The sequence below is a fragment of the Sorangium sp. So ce406 genome, from assembly GCF_051474675.1.
GTDB lineage: Bacteria > Myxococcota_A > Polyangia > Polyangiales > Polyangiaceae > Sorangium > Sorangium cellulosum_G.
Window position 1 is genome coordinate 9360189 of record NZ_CP150340.1, and the last position, 16223, is coordinate 9376411.

Below are 16223 nucleotides of genomic sequence, written 5' to 3' on the forward strand. Positions count from 1 at the left end.
GCAGTGGCAGCGCGGCGGCGGCGGCGTCGCGGAGGGGCGGCACGGCGACGAATCCGCTCCGGCGAGACGCCGCCGGGCTGCGGCGCCGTGACGAGCGCGCCACGCGCTCTCAGGCCGCCGGAGCAAGCCGCGCCCGACGCGAAAATCCATGACCATGCAATTTTACATGGCATCATCAAAGGCCGCTCGAATCGAGGGGATTCGAGCGGCCTCGGTCGCGCGGCCCCCCGCCGCTAGCCGCCTTGCTACCACCCCAAGGCTTCGATCATCTTCTCGCCATAACGCGTGCCCATGAGAACAACGGACGCATGGTCGAAGTGGTACTGATCCATGACGTTGGTCCCCTGCTGCGTGATCCAGTATCCATCAGGCAACATGTCGGCCGCCTGGTGCACGAGGTTGTTATGACCGCTGCAGCATCCGCCCGCGGGGAGCTCTCCAAGAATGAAGGGAACGTCATAGTCGACCCCCCAGGCTTCCTTCACCTCGTTATAGAGCTGAACGACCTTGCCGGGCCATGACGTCTGGCCGCTGTCGGACTCGCCCTGGTGGAAGATGATGCCCGCGAAGCGCGCATTCTCGGCCGTCTTCGCCTTGGCGATCTTGTTCAAGATCATCTGGTGATGTGAGCCACCGGAGATGAACGTGTTGATCGACTCACCGCTCTCAGCAGTAGCGACCAGCCCGATCGTATCCCCCTCAGCCAGCTTTCCGAGCAGGGTCTTGCCGAACCAGATGCCTGGATCGACGGAGGTCGACAGGTTCCATCCTTTTTCACCAGGGCAATCACTGAGCGGCGGATTGGCCAGGTTCCACTGTCCGGCCGGCTGATTGCATCCGCCGAGGACCTTGAGCCGCGCGTCAGAATTCTGGTCACTGGCCTGTTTGTCCGCGACACCAGCCATGTTCGACTGGCCCATGAGCATGAAGATGTGAAACGTCGGAGCTGAGCCCGGTGCGCCACCGGTGCCTGCCCCGCTGCTAGCCGATGCGGTCCCTCCCGTGGCGCCACCCCCCGTTCCAGCGTTCGTGCTGCCTGTCGCGGCGTCCCCGGTCCCCGCGCTCGTGCTGGCTGTCGAGGCGCCTCCGGTCCCCGCGCTCGTGCTGCCGGTCGAGCCGCCTCCGGTTCCCGAGCCGGCCCCTCCGGTGTTGTCGTTGTCACCGGTGGCGCCGGACGAAGCGGACTCGCCACAACCGGACGCGGCGATGATGAAGAGGAATGGGAGGAGCAGGAAGCTACGTGTGCCTCGGATTGTGCGGCTCATCTCGGTCATGGTCGTTCCCTCGTCGCGCCGGGGCGCGATTTGAAGAGAATGGCGGAATTGGTAGGCCGGCGTCGCGATGCCGGCGCGGCGAACCTCGCCCGCAAAGAGCTCAGCGCCGGGGCGTAGCCTATCGCATCTCGGGGGCTTGGCACCCAGGATTCGGCTTACGACAACACAAGGAGGAGGCCGTTGACGCTGAACTCTTCCATCATCGACGGTGTTCGTTCTTCGCTGCGCCTCGAGCGCCCGCCGGTCTTTCGAGGCGAAGCGGTTTCATGGTATGGGACCGCGGAAACTTGAAACGGACGCGTCGCGTGGGCAACGCAGCGGACCCATCACGAGGCAAACGCGCTGCGTCGCGAAATCGGCCAGCCTCTCGGAGTCCCTGGTTCCGTGCGTCAGACGAGTCACCCACCGTGTCGAGCTCGGCGGGTCGCTCTGCGCGATTGAGCAGCAGGACGACGCGCTCGTCGCGGTGTAGGCGGCCATGACGATTCAACCCGTTGGTCGCTCTAGCTCCGTGTGCGGCGGACGCGCGCGCCGAGCTCCTCGAGCCGCGCGACCGCGCGCGCAGGGTCGATGAGGCTCTCCGGGTGGTAGAGCCCCGGGCCGACACGCGGACCGCCCTCGAGCCCCAGCAGGCGCTCCGTCGCGATCGCGGCGCCATATGCGCTGAGCCGTGCATAGCTGTCCGCGTCGACGATGTCGTAACGCAGCCGCGCGGCCGATCCGTCGTGGCGCCGCCCCGACACCTCGACGACGAGGTCCGTCGCGTGGCCCGCGCCGCGTGTGGCCGCGTCGCGCGCGGCCATATCGACGCGGATCGACCGCGCGTCGGTGGCCGCCGCGAGGCTGACCACGTCCATGAGCGGCAACGCATGGCCCACCCGCTCCACGCCGTCGGCGTCCGCGAAGCGCCGTGTCGCCGCGTCGCCTCGCGCCCAGGTCCATTTGCCGTCCTGGAGGACGAGCGCCGCCTGCCCGTTCTGCTCGTTCCGCTCGAAATCGGCCTGGGACGCGGGACCGCCGCGGTCGTCGGCGTCAACCACGCAGCCGATCGCGATCGCGTCGACGCTCCGGAGGTCCTGCGCGAGGCGCAGCGCCGCCAGCGTCGCCGCGCCGCCGAGGGTGTGGCCCAGCACGAGGATGGGCGCGCGCGTCGGTCGCGCGACGTGATGGGCGACCAGGGGGCCGATCTCCGTGACGAAGTCCGAGAAGGCGACGTGAGGCACGCCGTCCGCCTGGGCGCGCTTCACCGCGTTGGACGCCTCGTCCTTGACGAGCGTGACGACGGCGCTGAACGAGGCGCCTCGCTCGAGGCCCAGGTCGTCCCGGCCCACGTCGGCCGTCGTCGCCGTCGTCGGGCCGCCGACCTCCGCGGCGACAGCGGCCGCTCTCCGCGCGTCGCGTCCGGCGATCGCGATCGGAAGATCTGGATGCAGGCGCCGGAGCGCCCTCGCCGCACGCGCGCCGACGTGGCCGGAACCGCCGATCAACAGAACAGGTGACATCGCTCGTGTGGCCATCTGGGTGGACTCCTCCCGTCGGGTCGCGCAGGCGCCCGGGATGTGTTCGTCGCAAACTTACCTTCAGTAAGTTACTTTTGGTAATATGCGCCGGCCAGTGGTCGTGTCAAGGCGGAGGGTGAGCTCGAACGCGCCGCGGTTCCGGGCGGCGGGGCGCCGCGCCCGGCGTCGGGGCTACGCGACGCTGCTCGGCCGGTACCAGTCGAAGTTGTTGTGGAACGGGAAGCTGTTGATCCCCAGGCTGATGCTCACGTCGAGCGCGCGGACGTGGTGCCACCAGCCGACGGGGATGAAGAGCGCGTCGCCCGGCTCGAGCACGACGTCCTTCACGAGCACCGGATCCATCGAGCCCTGCTCCGGGTCCCGATCCGCGTACATCGCGCGTGCCCCCTCGAACAGCGACGTCTCGAACGGGGCGATCATGCGGTATCGCTTCCTGCCGTACACCTGGCCGAACAGGATGTTGGATGTGTCGTAATGAAGCGGCGTGACCGTCCCCGCGGGGCCGAGCCACAGCGCCGAGCTGCCGAGGAGGCGCTGCGCGGCGCAGTACCCGTCCGGGAGCACCACGTCGTTCAGCAGGGCGCCGAGCCTCGTCCGCTCGAGGACACGGTTGTTGGCGACCATGTAGAAGTCGTTCGTCTCCGTGCGCGCGGCCTCGATGCGCGCGACGAAGTCGCGCAGCAGCGTGCTCTCCGTGTGTCGCGCCGCGTGCATGTCGTAATCGGGGTCGCTCAGGCGTCCTGTGGTGACGTCGACCGCGACGTCGCCGAAGGTCTCGGCGAGGTACGCCGGCGTCCACCGGCCGAACGCGGGCCAGCGGGTCACGACGTCGGTCAGGACGACCGGCATGTTCCCGGCGACGTACACGTCGCGAAACTCCGCGGCGGACACGCCGGAGCGCCGCGGGATCCCGGCCGGATCGAGGGCCGTCGACGCCATCCGCTGCTTCAGCCGCGCCAGCATCTCGTGCTGCCGCGCCGCGCGCGCGAACGGCCGAGCGGCGAGGAAGATGGGCGAACCGACGATCGCCGCGAGGAGCTCCTTCGCCTGCGCGCCGCTCACGCCCGCCGCCTGGAGCTGCTCCGAGACCAGGCGCTCCGGCACGCCGCGCAGCAGGTTCTCCGTGGCCCAGCGCCACCATTCCGGCGCGACCTCCAGCTCCCGATCCTGTTCACCCATCGTCGACCTCGATCTCAGCTCAAGGGAACCACCGGCGCGACGCTCGAGACCTCACTCGCACGGAGGAGGCATCGGCGGCGGCATCGGCGGGATGGGGTCACCCTCCTCGTCATCCGGGGGCGGCGGCGGCATCGGCGGGATGATCTCGTCATCCGGGGGCGGCGGCGGCATCGGCGGGATGATCTCGCCCTCGTCGCCGCACGGAGGAGGCATCGGCGGCGGCATCGGCGGGATGGGGTCACCCTCCTCGCCGTCCGGCGGCGGCGGCATCGGCGGGATGATCTCGCCCTCGTCGCCGTCCGGGAGCGGCGGCGGCATCGGCGGGATGATCTCGCCCTCGTCGCCGCACGGAGGAGGCATCGGCGGCGGCATCGGCGGGATGGGGTCACTCGCCTCGCCGTCCGGAGGCGGCGGCGGCATGGGTGGGATGACCTCGTCGTCGATCGGCGGATGCATCGGCGGGATCACCGTCCCGCCACCACAGCCCTCCGCGGTGTGCGTCCCGGTGCTGGACTGATCCCCCTGGCTCCCGTCCTCGGTGCTCGGCGCGTTACAGGCAACCACAAGGACCGCAGCAGCCGCAGCGGCAGCTCGGGATACCCCCCGTACCAGGGCCGCCGTGCGAGGCGGGGGCGTGGGCAGCGGCGATAACAAGGCAGCATCGTCCGGAAGAAAGACACGTGACATGAACACCTCCGCTGCGGACGCCGTGCACGGCATGTGCCAGCTCCCATCCGCCGAAAACTTCTGGAGATTTCGCCATTTACGCCCATGACCCGAGACACCCGCCAGCCACTGGCCCAGAGTGGCGCAGTGGAGATGGCCCTGTCACCCCCGATTCAGTCGGTGTCGCTGCCGCCCCGGACCGCCGGATGCCCTGCCGCGCCGGCGGCGCTCGGCGACGCGCGCTCGGCGCCGGGCGGCGCGCTCGGCCGCGGGCCGGGGCGCAGCGCAGGGCCCGCGCGAGCGAGGCGTCGTCGAGGGTGAGGAGCACGTCCTCGGGGGTGAGCGCAGCGACGCGGTAGTCGGCGGCGAGCCGTCGAGGAACGCCGCCACGGCGGTGAACCAGAACATCGCCGCGCCCGCAACGACGCTGACGCGGCGCGCTCCTCCGGTTGTGCCTGACACGCGGGAGGTTCACTGATAGAGTCGCGCGCATCGCTTGGGCCATTCTGCGCCCTTCTTTGAGGAGATCTCCAGCATGTCGTTCACGGCTCGTTCCTTTGGCTTGTTTGCTGTGCTCACGCTCGCATCGCTGGTCGCGTGCGGCGACGATTCGAACTCCGGCGGCACCGGCGGCGCCGGCGGCTCCGGCGGCGACGCCGCGGGCCCGGGGAGCACCTCCGCCGGCTCCGGCGCCACCAGCGGCGTCACCAGCGGCGTCGCCACCAGCGGCGCGACCACGGGCAGCGCGACGACCGGCGTGACGACCTCCGCCACCACCGGCACGGGCGTCACGGGGACCGGGGGCGGCGACAGCACGACCAGCACGGCGACCGGCAGCACGGGCTCCGGTTCATGCGATATCTTCTGCTCGGACTTCGAGGGCGGCGCGCTGCCGTCCGAGGTCCAGTTCTACCCCGAGTACCTGCGCGCCAGCATGGGTGACTACGTCACCCTGGACAGCACGGGCCACAGCGGCTCGCGCTCGGTCAAGGTGTCGGGCACGGGCTTCAGCCAGATGCTCGGCGTCCCCGTGCCGAGCACGTTCTGGGGCAGGATCTACCTCAAGGGCGACTCCGCCAGCCAGATGGGCCACAACACCTATATCGCAGCGACGACAGGCAACGGGGACCCCAACGAGGGTGAGCACATCCGCATCGGCGAGCATCAGTGTCAGCTCGAGCTGAACCGGAAGAGCGACGACGCGGAGAAGCTCTCGAACGGCGGCATGTACATGTGCTCCGGCGGCGTGAAGCTCGCCGCGGACACCTGGTACTGCCTCGAGTTCCACTACGACGGGCCCGGCCGCGAGGTGCGCGTGTTCGTGGACGGCGCCGAGGTCGAGGCGATGCACGTCTCGGACTGGGGTCCGTACGACTACAAGCTCTTCAAGTTCGGGTTCGAGAAGTACCACGGCGGCAACAAGACGATGTGGTACGACGACATCGCGCTCGGGACGGAGCGCATCGGCTGCGGCCCGTGACGGTCGCGTCCGTCGTCGAGGCCCGGTCGCAGCGCCTCGTGCAGGTCAGTCGTCCATCACCGCGTTGACGATCCCGTCGAAGAACTCCGCGCTGCCGACCGCATCGAGCATGCGGTCCCAGCCGGGCTCGTCGAAAGGGGTCGGCAGACCGTGGTTGGTCAAGAGCACCCCGAACAGCTCGCGGCGGGGGTCGATCCACAGGAACGTCCCCGTGCCGCCGGCCTTGCCGTAGGCGGTCCTGCCGAGGCGCATGCCGCCGTTCGAGAAGCGGTGGGTCGCGAGCTCCCAGCCGTAGCCCTTCGGGGTCAGCAGGAGGTTCGAGAGCGGGGACAGGTCGGTGTCCGCCGCCCTGACCTCGGGCGTCTGGTTGCTCACCATCGCGTCGGCGGCCTGGCGGCTCAGGATGCGGACGCCGCCGTACCGGCCGCCGTTGAGCATCATCTGGCAGAAGACCGCGATGTCCCGCGCCGTCGAGAAGACGCCGTCACACCCGACGACGCCGCCGAGGGCGTAATCCTGGTCGTCCTGCACCTCGCCGCGGACGACGCGGCCGCGGAGCTCGGAGAAGCCCGTGGCGGCGGTGCGCGGGATCAGCGCGGCCGAGGGGTTGAAGGTGGTGTCGCGCATGCCGAGCGGGCCCCAGATGCGCGCCTTCGCGAACGTGTCGAGGTCCACGCCCGAGGCCGCCTCGATCACCCGGCCGAGCAGGCGGTAGGTGAGGTCGCTGTAGAGCACCTGCGTGCCGGGCACGTACTCGAGCGGCGCCTCGGCCATCCGCCGCCAGACGCGCTCGGCGTCCTGATCGTCGAGGAACTGGCTGTCGAGCGGGAGGCCGGAGGTGTAGCGGAGCATGTCGCGGACCTTGACCGCCCGCTTGCCGTTCGCCGCGAAGCCGGGCACGAAGTCGGCGATCCGGTCGTTCAGCCGCAGGACGCCGTCCTGCACCAGGATCATCGCCGACGTCGCGGTCGCGAGGACCTTGGTGATCGAGAGCAGGTCGAACAGGGTGTCGAGCGTGACCGGCTCGTCCTCGCCGCGAACCCGGGTGCCGAACGCCCGGTGGCCGACGATCCTGCCCCGCCGCGCGATCAGGGCGACCGCGCCCGGGAAGAGGCCGTCGGTCACGCGGCGCGAGACGCGCGCGAAGACGTCCTCGATGCGGTCCGAGCACAGGCCGACGCCCTCGGGCGAGCCGGGGAGGAGCTGGTCGTAAGCGAGCCCCCCCTGCGGCGTCCCGACCCAGGTTGAGGGTGCCGCCTCGGCGACCCGGGTTGAGAGCGCCGCCGCCGGCGCGAACGCTGCCACCGCCGCCGCACGACCAAACCCCTGGAGAAGACGCCTGCGGTTGAAAGTTCCATCCTCAGTGCACATGACCACTCCTGAAGCGTGGGGGGAAGCGGGGCGAGCTGCGCCATCGGGGCCGCGTGGCCGGCGGAGCGCGCCGCGGTGCCGATCGCGGTCGGCGGCGCTGCTCGCGCGCGGCCGTCGCGGAGGATGAGCAGGACGTATGCCGGGGCGCGCGCCGGGGGCGGACCCGGCATTTCGCGACGCCGGGGCCTGCGCGCTCCGGCCGGCGACACGTGAGTCGTGCAACCGCCTGCACGATGTGCAGGGCGCTGCATGAATCGTGCAGGCCGGCGCACGGCGCCGCGTATCATGTGCCCGTGGACGAAGGCTCTCCGGGCGGGGCGCGGGGCTCCTGCACGACGTTGCGGCTCGCGATCGTGGCGGGCAGCTCGATCGCCTTCGCGCCGCTGCCGGCCCGCGGCTCGGTCGTCCTCGGCCGGGACGAGGGGTGCGACGTGCGCATCGACGATCGGTCGGTGTCGCGCCGGCACGCCGCCCTGCACGTGGGGCCCCCGCTCCGGATCGAGGACCTCGGGAGCGCCAACGGGACCTTCGTCGGGGAGCAGCAGCTCCCCGCCCTGACGGCGCGGACCCACCGGCTGCGGCGCCTCTCGCGGGAGAGCGCCGAGGTTGTCGTGGGTGAGAGGTTCAACCTGGGTGCGACGACGGTCGTCGTCGGGCGGGCGCCCGCGGGGCCGGCCGAGGAGGCCGACCGCGGGAACGCGCCCGAGGACGTCGTGGTCCGCGCCCCGGCCATGGTGGCGCTCCACGAGCAGGCCGCCCGCGCCGCGCGGAGCTCCATCTGCGTGCTCATCCTCGGCGAGACGGGCGTCGGCAAGGAGGTGCTCGCACGGACCCTCCACGCGCGCTCACCCCGCGCCGGCGGACCCTACGTCGAGCTGCACTGCGCCTCGCTGCCACCGTCGCTCCTCGAGGGGGAGCTCTTCGGCCACGAGAAGAGCGCCTTCACCGGGGCCACCCAGGCGCGCCCGGGCCTCATCGAGTCCGCCGACGGTGGAACGCTCTTCCTGGACGAGATCGGCGAGCTGCCGCTCGCCTTCCAGGTGAAGCTGCTCCGCGTGCTCGAGGACCGGAAGGTGCTGCGCCTCGGCGGCCGCACGGCCCGCCAGATCGACCTCCGCTTCGTGGCGGCCACCAACCGCGACCTCCAGGCCGAGATCGCGCGCGGTAACTTCCGCCAGGACCTCTACTTCCGCCTGAACGGCATCTCGCTTGTCGTCCCGCCGCTCCGCGAGCGGCTCCCCGAGATCGCCCCGCTCGCCAGCAAGTTCCTCGAGGACGCGTGCCGGCAGCTCGACCAGCGCAGCGTGCCCCGCATCTCCCCCGAGGCGCTCGGCGCGCTCGAGGCCTACTCCTGGCCGGGGAACGTGCGCGAGCTGCGCAACGTGATCGAGCGCGCGGCGATCCTGTGCGCCGGGGAAGCGATCCTGCCCGGCGATCTGCCGCCGCACCTGACGAGCGGCGCCGCGCCGCCGCTGGGCGGCTCCGCGCCGCCCCCGGCCGGCTCCGTGCCGCCTCCGGCCAGCGTCAGCGCCCCGCGCGCGCGCGGGGGGGCCGGGAGCGACGGCGCCCCCCGGGCGCGCGGGGGGGCCGAGAGCGACGGCGCCGCGCCCGCCGCGCCCGCCGCGCCCGCCGCGCCCGCCGCGGAGGCCCCGACGCCGCAGCCCGGCGCCGACGCGATGACGAGGCTCCGGCAGGAGATGAAGGCGCTCGAGCGGCAGCGCGTCGTCGAGGCGCTCGAGCAGTCCGCAGGCAACCAGACGCGCGCCGCGAAGCTCCTCGGCATCTCGCTCCGCACGCTGATCAACCGCATCGACGAGTACGGCATCCCGCGGCCGCGGAAGCGGATGTCGTGATCGCTCAGGAGCCGGGCGAGACGCCGGGCGAGACGGGCGCGCCCGTGGCGCGCAGCGTGTCCGACACCCCGTCCAGGATGCCGTGGAGCGCCGCCTCGACGTCCTGGCCCGCGCCGAGGGCGAGCCCGCGCTCGGCCAGCGCGGTCGCGGCCGCGGAGTCGCTCCCGGCGAGCGCCTGCTCGGCCGCGCGCAGGTAGAACTCGACGGCGAGCTGCGGCTCGCCGCCCCGCTCGAAGTGCTCGGCGAGCACCTTGGCGTCGTGCTCCCCCGCCTGCAGGAGCCACTCGGCCGCGAGCCGGTGGCCGAGCGCGCGGTCGTGATCCGGGAGCATCGCGTAGGAGCCGTCGCGGATGAGCGCGTGCCGGAACGCGTACTCCTCCTGGTCCGAGAAGCGGCTCTGCTCGCGCCGCTCGAGGAGCTCGCGCTGAAGCATCCAGGGCAGCCAGTCGACCGCCAGGGTCGAGCCCTCGGCGTCGCCGAGCAGGGCGAGCGCCCCCTTCTTCCAGAACGTCTCGCCGAAGACGCTCGCGGCCCGGAGCAGCCGCCTCGCCTCGGCGGGGATGGCCTCGAGCCGCGCCTCGACCATGCCGAGGACCGTCTCCGGCAGCCGATCGGCGCGGCCCTCCGCGACCGCCCGGATGAGCTCCTCGAGGTAGAAGGCGTTGCCGCTCGCGCGCTCGACGAGGCGGGCGACCTCCGAGGGTGGGAGGCCGTCGCCGAGCATCTGCCGCACGAGCTCCTCGGCGGCGCGGCGCGGGAGCGCGCCGAGCGTCATCTCGTGGATCTCGCTGCCCTCCCAGAGGACGGGGAAGGCCTTCCGCACTTCCACTCGCGCGAGGTAGAGCACCGCGAACGGGCGGTCGCGGAGCTCCCGGAGGGCCCGCGCGATGAGCTTGAGCGACGCGGCGTCGCCCCACTGGATGTCCTCGAGCACGAGCAGGTAGGGGCCCGCCGCGCACGCGGCCTCCATGAAATCGAGGTAGGCGAGCGGGATCTGGTCGGCCATGAGGGCGGGGCTCTGCCGCGCGGCGTGGAACCTCGGGTCGGCCTCGCTCGGGAAGGGCGTGCCGACGATCTCGCCGAGGAAGGCGGCGATCCGGGTGCAGTCGCCCGGGTCGAGCGCCGGGGCGCGCGCGACCAGCGAGAGGAGCCGCTCCCGCTGCGCGGCGGCGGGCTCGCCCCCGGTGATGCCGGCGGCGCCCCGGAGCGCGGAGCCGAGGAGCGAGAACGGCGAGCCCGCGCTGAGCGAGTCGCCGCGGCCGACCGCGATGGTGAGATCGGGGTGCCGCTCGCGCAGGATCTCGATGAGCTCGTAGCGGAGGCGGGACTTGCCGATGCCGGGCGGGCCGGTGATCAGGATGGCGCGGGGCTCGGGGCCGACGAAGCTGTCCTCGAGGAGCTCGCGCAGGTTGCGGAGCTCCCGGTCGCGGCCGACGTAGGGGCTCGGCTTTCCGAGGAGCGTCCGCGCCGTGCGGCCGACCTCGCGCTCCTGGAGCAGGAGGAAGGTGCCGGACCGCGCGGCCTCGATCTCGAAGCGCGCGTCGAGGAGCGCGCGGGTGACGTCGTCGATGCGCACGGGCGCCGGCTGCCGCTCCGGGCACGCCTCGCGCTCGGCGAGGGCGAGGAGCGCGGCGGCGCGGTCCATGACGGGGCCGACCGGGAGGCTGCCGGTCTGCTCGGCGCGGCCGGTGGCGAGCACGACGGAGGCGCCGGGCAGGAGCTCGCCGAGCTCGAGGGCGCACCGGGCCGCGCGGGCGGCCTGCTCGATGGCGTCGCCGACGCCCGCGATCGAGAGCAGGAGCGTGCCGTCGGCGAGCGTGTCCACGCGGGCGCCGAACGACTGGGTGCGGGTGTGGAGCTTGGTCGTGAGCTCGCGGGGGAGCGCGGAGACGAGGGTGCTGGCGGCGCTGCTCGCGGCGGTCTGGCGCGGCTCGCGCGCGGCCACCATCGAGAGCAGCCGGAGCTCGCCGGTGGTGATCGCCTCGTAGAGGACGGGCGTGACGGCGAGGCCGCTGCTCGGGTCGCGCTCGAGGGCGTCGAGCGCCTCGATGACGGCCGAGCCGTCGCGCGGGCGCTTGTCCGGGTCCTTGGCGAGCATGCGGGCGACGAAGTCGTCGAGCTCCTGGGGGATGTCGGGCCGGAGGTGGCGGAGGCGGGGCGGGTCCTCCATGAGGAGCTTGGCGAGGAGGGCCATGACGTGCTGGCCCTGGAACGCGGGCCTGCCGGTGAGGCACTCGAAGAGCACCGCGCCGAGCGAGAAGATGTCGGCGCGGGCGTCGAGGCGCTCCCGGTCGCCGGTGGCCTGCTCGGGGGCCATGTAGCCCGGGGTGCCCATGACCGAGCCGGTCCGCGTGAGGGCGCCGATGGTGCGCTTCATGCGGGCGATGCCGAAGTCGAGCACCTTGAGGCCGGCGACCTCGCCGCCGACGAGGAGGAGGTTGCCCGGCTTGACGTCGCGGTGGACGATGCCGCGCGCGTGCGCCGCCCCGAGCGCCTCGGCGGTGGCGCGGAGGAGGGCGAGGCTCTCCTCGAGGTCGAGGCGCTGCCGGGCGAGGCGCTGGGCGAGGCTCTCGCCGTCGAGCCATTCCATGGCGAGGTAGGGCACCCCGTCGGGGGTGACGCCGTGCGCCACGTGGCGGACGATCCTGGGGTGATCGAGCTCGGCGAGGATGCGGGCCTCGTGCTCGAAGCGGTGCACACCGGTCCGGTCGGGCTGGCCGAGGAGCTTCAGCGCGACAGGGGTGCCGGTGGTCCGGTCGAGGGCGCGGTAGACCGTGCCCATCCCGCCGGAGGCCGCGACGCGCTCGATCTCGAAGCGGCGGTCGATGACCTCACCCGGGCGCATGGGGCGGAGAATGCACCGGCGTCGAGCCGTCTTCAACGGTCGGCGGCGGCAGGTGACCGGGGTGACCCGACCCTGGTTGCGGCGGCGGCGGGGTGACCCGACCCTGGTTGCGGCGGCGGCGGGGTGACCCGACCCTGGTTGCGGCGGGGCGGGGTGACCCGACCCGGGTTGCGGAGGTGACCCAGGCCGCGGCCTGACCCAGGTTGAACCAACGCGACGACCGCGACCCGACCCCGACTGGCCGACGCGACGATCCGACCCACGTCTTGAGCCAGTGCACGCTGTTCCCCACGAGTGCGACCCATCCCACAGATTGAACCGACCCAGGTTGCGACCTCAGGTGAGTCGACTCACGTCGGTTCCCTACGGGTGGGACCCGCCCCACAAATTGAATCGACCCAGGTTGCGGGTCCGTCGTCGTAGGCCCCGCAGCTTGCGGTCCAAGAACAAGACATCGCGGGGCTCGTCTACTGACACGGGAAAATCCCGGTAGGCCCAGTAGAGCTTACAGCAACCTTCGCGCCCCCAGCACAGCATGACTCAGCGCATGTGCTCGCATAGCGCCGCTCGAGCAAGCCGCCGCCCATTCCGCCTCCTCGAGACGGACGCTCCCCACCACGACGCGTCGAAGCCGTCGCACAATCCTGCCCGCCGCGCCTCGTCGCGCACTGCCGCAGCGTCTACACCGTAAGTACGACGTCAGTCACGCTGACGCCGTGAAATGTGCGCATCCACCACGTCCCCGCCGGGAACACGACGCTGCGTACACCGGCACGCCAGCGTTCGATCGACGCGCGGTACAATGCGCGAAAGGCCCGCACAGCGGCGCCGGCGATTCGCCGCGCTTCGCCCTGCTGGCGGCCGACCGCGAATGTCGGATTGCGACCACGCGGCGTCTCGAAGGTCGTGGCCCGGTCATAAGGGGAGACCTCGCCGACTCGCACGGCGCCAAGGAAACGGAGCCCTTGCTGCCGCACCTCCGCATGGGCCTGCGCTTCCTGTCGCTCGAGCTCGGCCGCCACCTCATCGCGGAAGGCATCCGCGCTGTCTGGCTCGATGACCGGGGGCAGCGCGAGCAGGAGCGCCACTTCCTCGGGCCACTGTGGATTTTCGGGGTCGAGGTACGCCGTCGGACGCGCGGCGCGCAGCACGCCCCGGCCGATCTCGCGCACGTCCGCCTTGGCGCCCGGCCACTCACCCGCATGCTGGACCAGCCCAGCGGCCACAGGGTTGGCGAGGACGTAAGCGATCTTCTCCACCACCGCCGCGCGCGTCAGCAGCCGCACCACGCTCGTGGCCTCATGGTCCCATACCGGTCCTTCCCACTGGCGCAGCACCTTGGTGCCGAGCGCGACGATGCGATGGAAGAACTGCAGAAATCGCGGCAAGACGCCGTTCGCGTCGGTCACGACGAGGTGCAGATGTGTGGACATTGCGCAAAGCGCATGGACCTCGATGCCGTAGCGGCGGGTCGAGACCGCGAGTGCGTAGACCAGGAGTTGGGTGATCGCCGCGTCCGGGCGGAAGAGAAAATGCCGGCGCAGGACGCGACGGGTGATGAGGTAGGTGGCGCCGGGGGTGATCTCGCGGGGCTGGCTCATGGCCGACGCACATCAACAAAGGACGTGCCGGGTCTAGTGGCGAATCATTTCAATGACTTGCATCACGCCGGGGGTGGCGGCCGCCAGCTGTTTCCGCCACCCCCGCCACCTCAACCTCGGTACTACCCCCTCTCCTCCGGCGTAGCGCAGCCTCAACCTCGCATCGCATCGCAGCCTCAACCTGGGTAGCGCAGCCTCAGCGCAGTCTCCACAGTCTCAACCCGGGTCGGATCCCCCCGGATCCCCCAACCCCGGTCCGATCGTCAACCCGGGTCAGATCGCCAGCCTCAACCTGGGTCGGATCCCCCCCCAGCCTCAACCTGGGTCGGATCCCCCACCAACCTGGGTCGGGTCCTCGGTCCGATCGTCAACCCGGGTCAGATCGCCCGATCGTCAACCCGGGTCAGATCGCCCGGAGCGCCCCATCAGCCCCGCCTACCCGGCTCGGCCACGAACGCCCTCTCCTCGTACTCGCTGCGGGGATTCCACGCCGCATACCCGGCGCACCCCGCGTCCTCGATCGCGCGGATCTGCTCCTGGATGTGCCACGGCGTGTACCTGTACCGCCTCATCGGACGCGAGCTGTCCAGGTTGAACGCCTGGATCCAGCTCCTCAGCAGCGCCATCCGCCCCGGCAGCTCAGCCACCCTGCGCCAGCCTGCCGAAAGCGACGCATGAAGGGTCTCATACGGGTGATGCGCCGGGTTCGCGAGCCCGAAACTGCCGGGCTCCCAGTGCGACGGGTACGGCATCGGCATCACGTAGTCGAACAGCTCCACCGCATCCTCGAGCCGCTGGCCCACGCCGTCCAGCGGCCCGAGCAGCGTGATCCCGAAGAGGTCCGCCGAGATCGGACGCGACGCCGCGTCGCCGACCTCCGCGCGAAGGAACTCGAAGAAGGCGCGGATCGTCGGCACCCTCTCCCGGGTCGGCGTCCGCGACCGCGGCTCGCGCGCCGCCCCGTAGCGCACGTAATCATAGTTCACCTCGTCGAACCCGACCTCGAACGCCCGCAACGAGATCTCCGCGATCTCCCGCCACCGCGCCTCCGATCCGGGATCGTACCACCCCCGCGGCCCGCCCTTGAACGCGACGACCCGCGCGATGAGGTAAATGCCGGCGCCGCGCAGGGCCCCGAGCTGGTCCCTGGTCGTCTCGTCGTCTTCGTGGAGAAGCGCGCCTCCGTCCGATCGTACGTCGATGACCAGGGAATTCAGCTCTGTCCGCTGGACCAGAGACGAGAGCCGATTCATCCGGTTCGCGTCCCTCGCTGCCGTGAAGTTCACGTAAACCGCCTTGGTGACCGTGGTCATGCTGTTCCCCCGGTCGAGGGCAGAGCACGTCACCGGCCACCCGGACACCGAGCGCGTCGGAGCATCACGCCGACCCCCGCAGACGCACACCGCCCCCGCGCCTCCTCGTCCTCTCCCCCTTATCGCTGCTCCGGAGCCACATGCCTGCGCATCACGGCACTCCCGGGGCCACCCCGAAAGGGTGCTCCTGCATGTACGCCAGGATCGTCTCCCGGCCTGGAATCCCGCCCATGCCCGCACGCTCGACCCCGAACGAGGCGGCAACATTGGCGAAGCGCGCCGACGCCACCGGATCGCCGGTCTCTTCAAGCCGGATCATGAACGCCGTCGCAAACACGTCGCCCGCGCCCGTCGGATCGACCTCCTCGGCCGGACGAGGAGGGATACTGGTCTTCACGATCGCCCCGCCCGCACCACGCTGAACCAGCGTGCTCCCTTCCCGCGACGCGGTGACCACCACGAGCGGCACGCGCTCGAGGAACGGATCGAGGCGGCTCGGGTCGTGCTCGATGTCCTCCTCCGACAGCACGACGACATCCAGACGAGAGAGGATCCCGCCCGCGTCGTCCCACCTCTTGCTGTACACCCGCCCCGCGTGGTCCCACCGCCGCATCCATCCCTGCGGCGCGGCGACCACCAGCGTCTCCTCGGCGAAGACACCCGCCACGTCAGGACCGATCTCGTCCACGAGCGGACCGAGCAGCACCGCCCGCGGCCGGCGCAGGCGGCCCTCGATATCGCTGGACCTGATCGGCAGCGCCCGCGCATGGCAGTACTGCATCCGACCCTGCGCGGTGTACACGTTGGCGAACGTCGTCGTGAACGGCGACGGCAGCGCCATCACCTCCGCTTCCGCCGGCAGCGCCGACAGATCCGTCGACGCCGCGGCGCGCGTGACCACCGTCGGCGCGCGGCCGAGCCGCACCGCCGTGACGGCCCCGAAGCTGACCGTACCGCCGAGGCGGCAGTCGCTCTGCGGATCGGCGCTCAGCAGATCTCGGGTGACATGCCCGATGAGCAGGATATCCGGGTGGCGCATGGCCTCGAATCTCCCAGGCGCGCGATCGTAGCACCCCCCCGGCGATCCTCGATCGATGCGCCCACCCCGGGAGGCGGCCCAT

11 protein-coding genes are annotated in these 16223 nt (G+C 71.5%); 2 read left to right on the forward strand and 9 right to left on the reverse strand.

Features of this window, described 5'->3' with window-relative positions; genetic code table 11:
• Positions 1 to 245: 245 nt before the first annotated feature.
• From WME96_RS35025 to WME96_RS35040, 4 genes are all read right to left on the reverse strand, one after another.
• Entirely contained in the window at positions 246 to 1274 is a 1029-nt protein-coding gene (locus WME96_RS35025; protein WP_437285929.1) for a sialate O-acetylesterase, read from the reverse strand.
• Positions 1275 to 1777: 503 nt separating this feature from the next.
• Positions 1778 to 2761 carry a hypothetical protein gene (locus WME96_RS35030; RefSeq protein WP_437285930.1) on the reverse strand — a complete coding sequence of 328 codons (984 nt, stop codon included), beginning with the start codon at positions 2759 to 2761 and terminating at the stop codon, positions 1778 to 1780.
• 204 nt (positions 2762 to 2965) lie between these two features.
• Positions 2966 to 3973, reverse strand: a complete 1008-nt coding sequence (locus WME96_RS35035) for a cupin-like domain-containing protein (protein WP_437285931.1) — start codon at positions 3971 to 3973, stop codon at positions 2966 to 2968.
• 51 nt (positions 3974 to 4024) lie between these two features.
• The gene (locus WME96_RS35040; RefSeq protein WP_437285932.1) at positions 4025 to 4537 is read right to left on the reverse strand and encodes a hypothetical protein; all 513 of its coding nucleotides are present in this window, start codon (positions 4535 to 4537) and stop codon (positions 4025 to 4027) included.
• Between the two features lie 637 nt (positions 4538 to 5174).
• Here WME96_RS35040 and WME96_RS35045 point away from each other — a divergent pair.
• The gene (locus WME96_RS35045) at positions 5175 to 6119 is read left to right on the forward strand and encodes a hypothetical protein (RefSeq protein WP_437285933.1); all 945 of its coding nucleotides are present in this window, start codon (positions 5175 to 5177) and stop codon (positions 6117 to 6119) included.
• Between the two features lie 45 nt (positions 6120 to 6164).
• On the opposite strand, the gene WME96_RS35050 is transcribed toward WME96_RS35045, so the two are convergent.
• On the reverse strand, positions 6165 to 7424 hold the full coding sequence (locus tag WME96_RS35050; RefSeq protein ID WP_437285934.1) for a serine hydrolase domain-containing protein: 1260 nt from the start codon (positions 7422 to 7424) through the stop codon (positions 6165 to 6167).
• 359 nt (positions 7425 to 7783) lie between these two features.
• Between WME96_RS35050 and WME96_RS35055 the strand changes: the two genes are divergently transcribed.
• A complete protein-coding gene (locus WME96_RS35055) occupies positions 7784 to 9343 on the forward strand; it encodes a sigma 54-interacting transcriptional regulator (protein WP_437285935.1) in 1560 nt (519 codons plus the stop codon).
• A 4-nt stretch (positions 9344 to 9347) separates the two neighbouring features.
• On the opposite strand, the gene WME96_RS35060 is transcribed toward WME96_RS35055, so the two are convergent.
• The 4 genes from WME96_RS35060 to WME96_RS35075 form a co-directional block, all read right to left on the reverse strand.
• Positions 9348 to 12188, reverse strand: a complete 2841-nt coding sequence (locus tag WME96_RS35060; RefSeq protein WP_437285936.1) for a serine/threonine-protein kinase — start codon at positions 12186 to 12188, stop codon at positions 9348 to 9350.
• A 680-nt stretch (positions 12189 to 12868) separates the two neighbouring features.
• On the reverse strand, positions 12869 to 13789 hold the full coding sequence (locus WME96_RS35065) for a transposase (protein ID WP_437285937.1): 921 nt from the start codon (positions 13787 to 13789) through the stop codon (positions 12869 to 12871).
• 425 nt (positions 13790 to 14214) lie between these two features.
• Positions 14215 to 15102: a putative glycoside hydrolase gene (locus WME96_RS35070; protein ID WP_437285938.1), complete on the reverse strand. Its 888-nt coding sequence runs from the start codon at positions 15100 to 15102 to the stop codon at positions 14215 to 14217.
• Between the two features lie 151 nt (positions 15103 to 15253).
• On the reverse strand, positions 15254 to 16141 hold the full coding sequence (locus WME96_RS35075; protein WP_437285939.1) for a PfkB family carbohydrate kinase: 888 nt from the start codon (positions 16139 to 16141) through the stop codon (positions 15254 to 15256).
• Positions 16142 to 16223 lie beyond the last annotated feature (82 nt).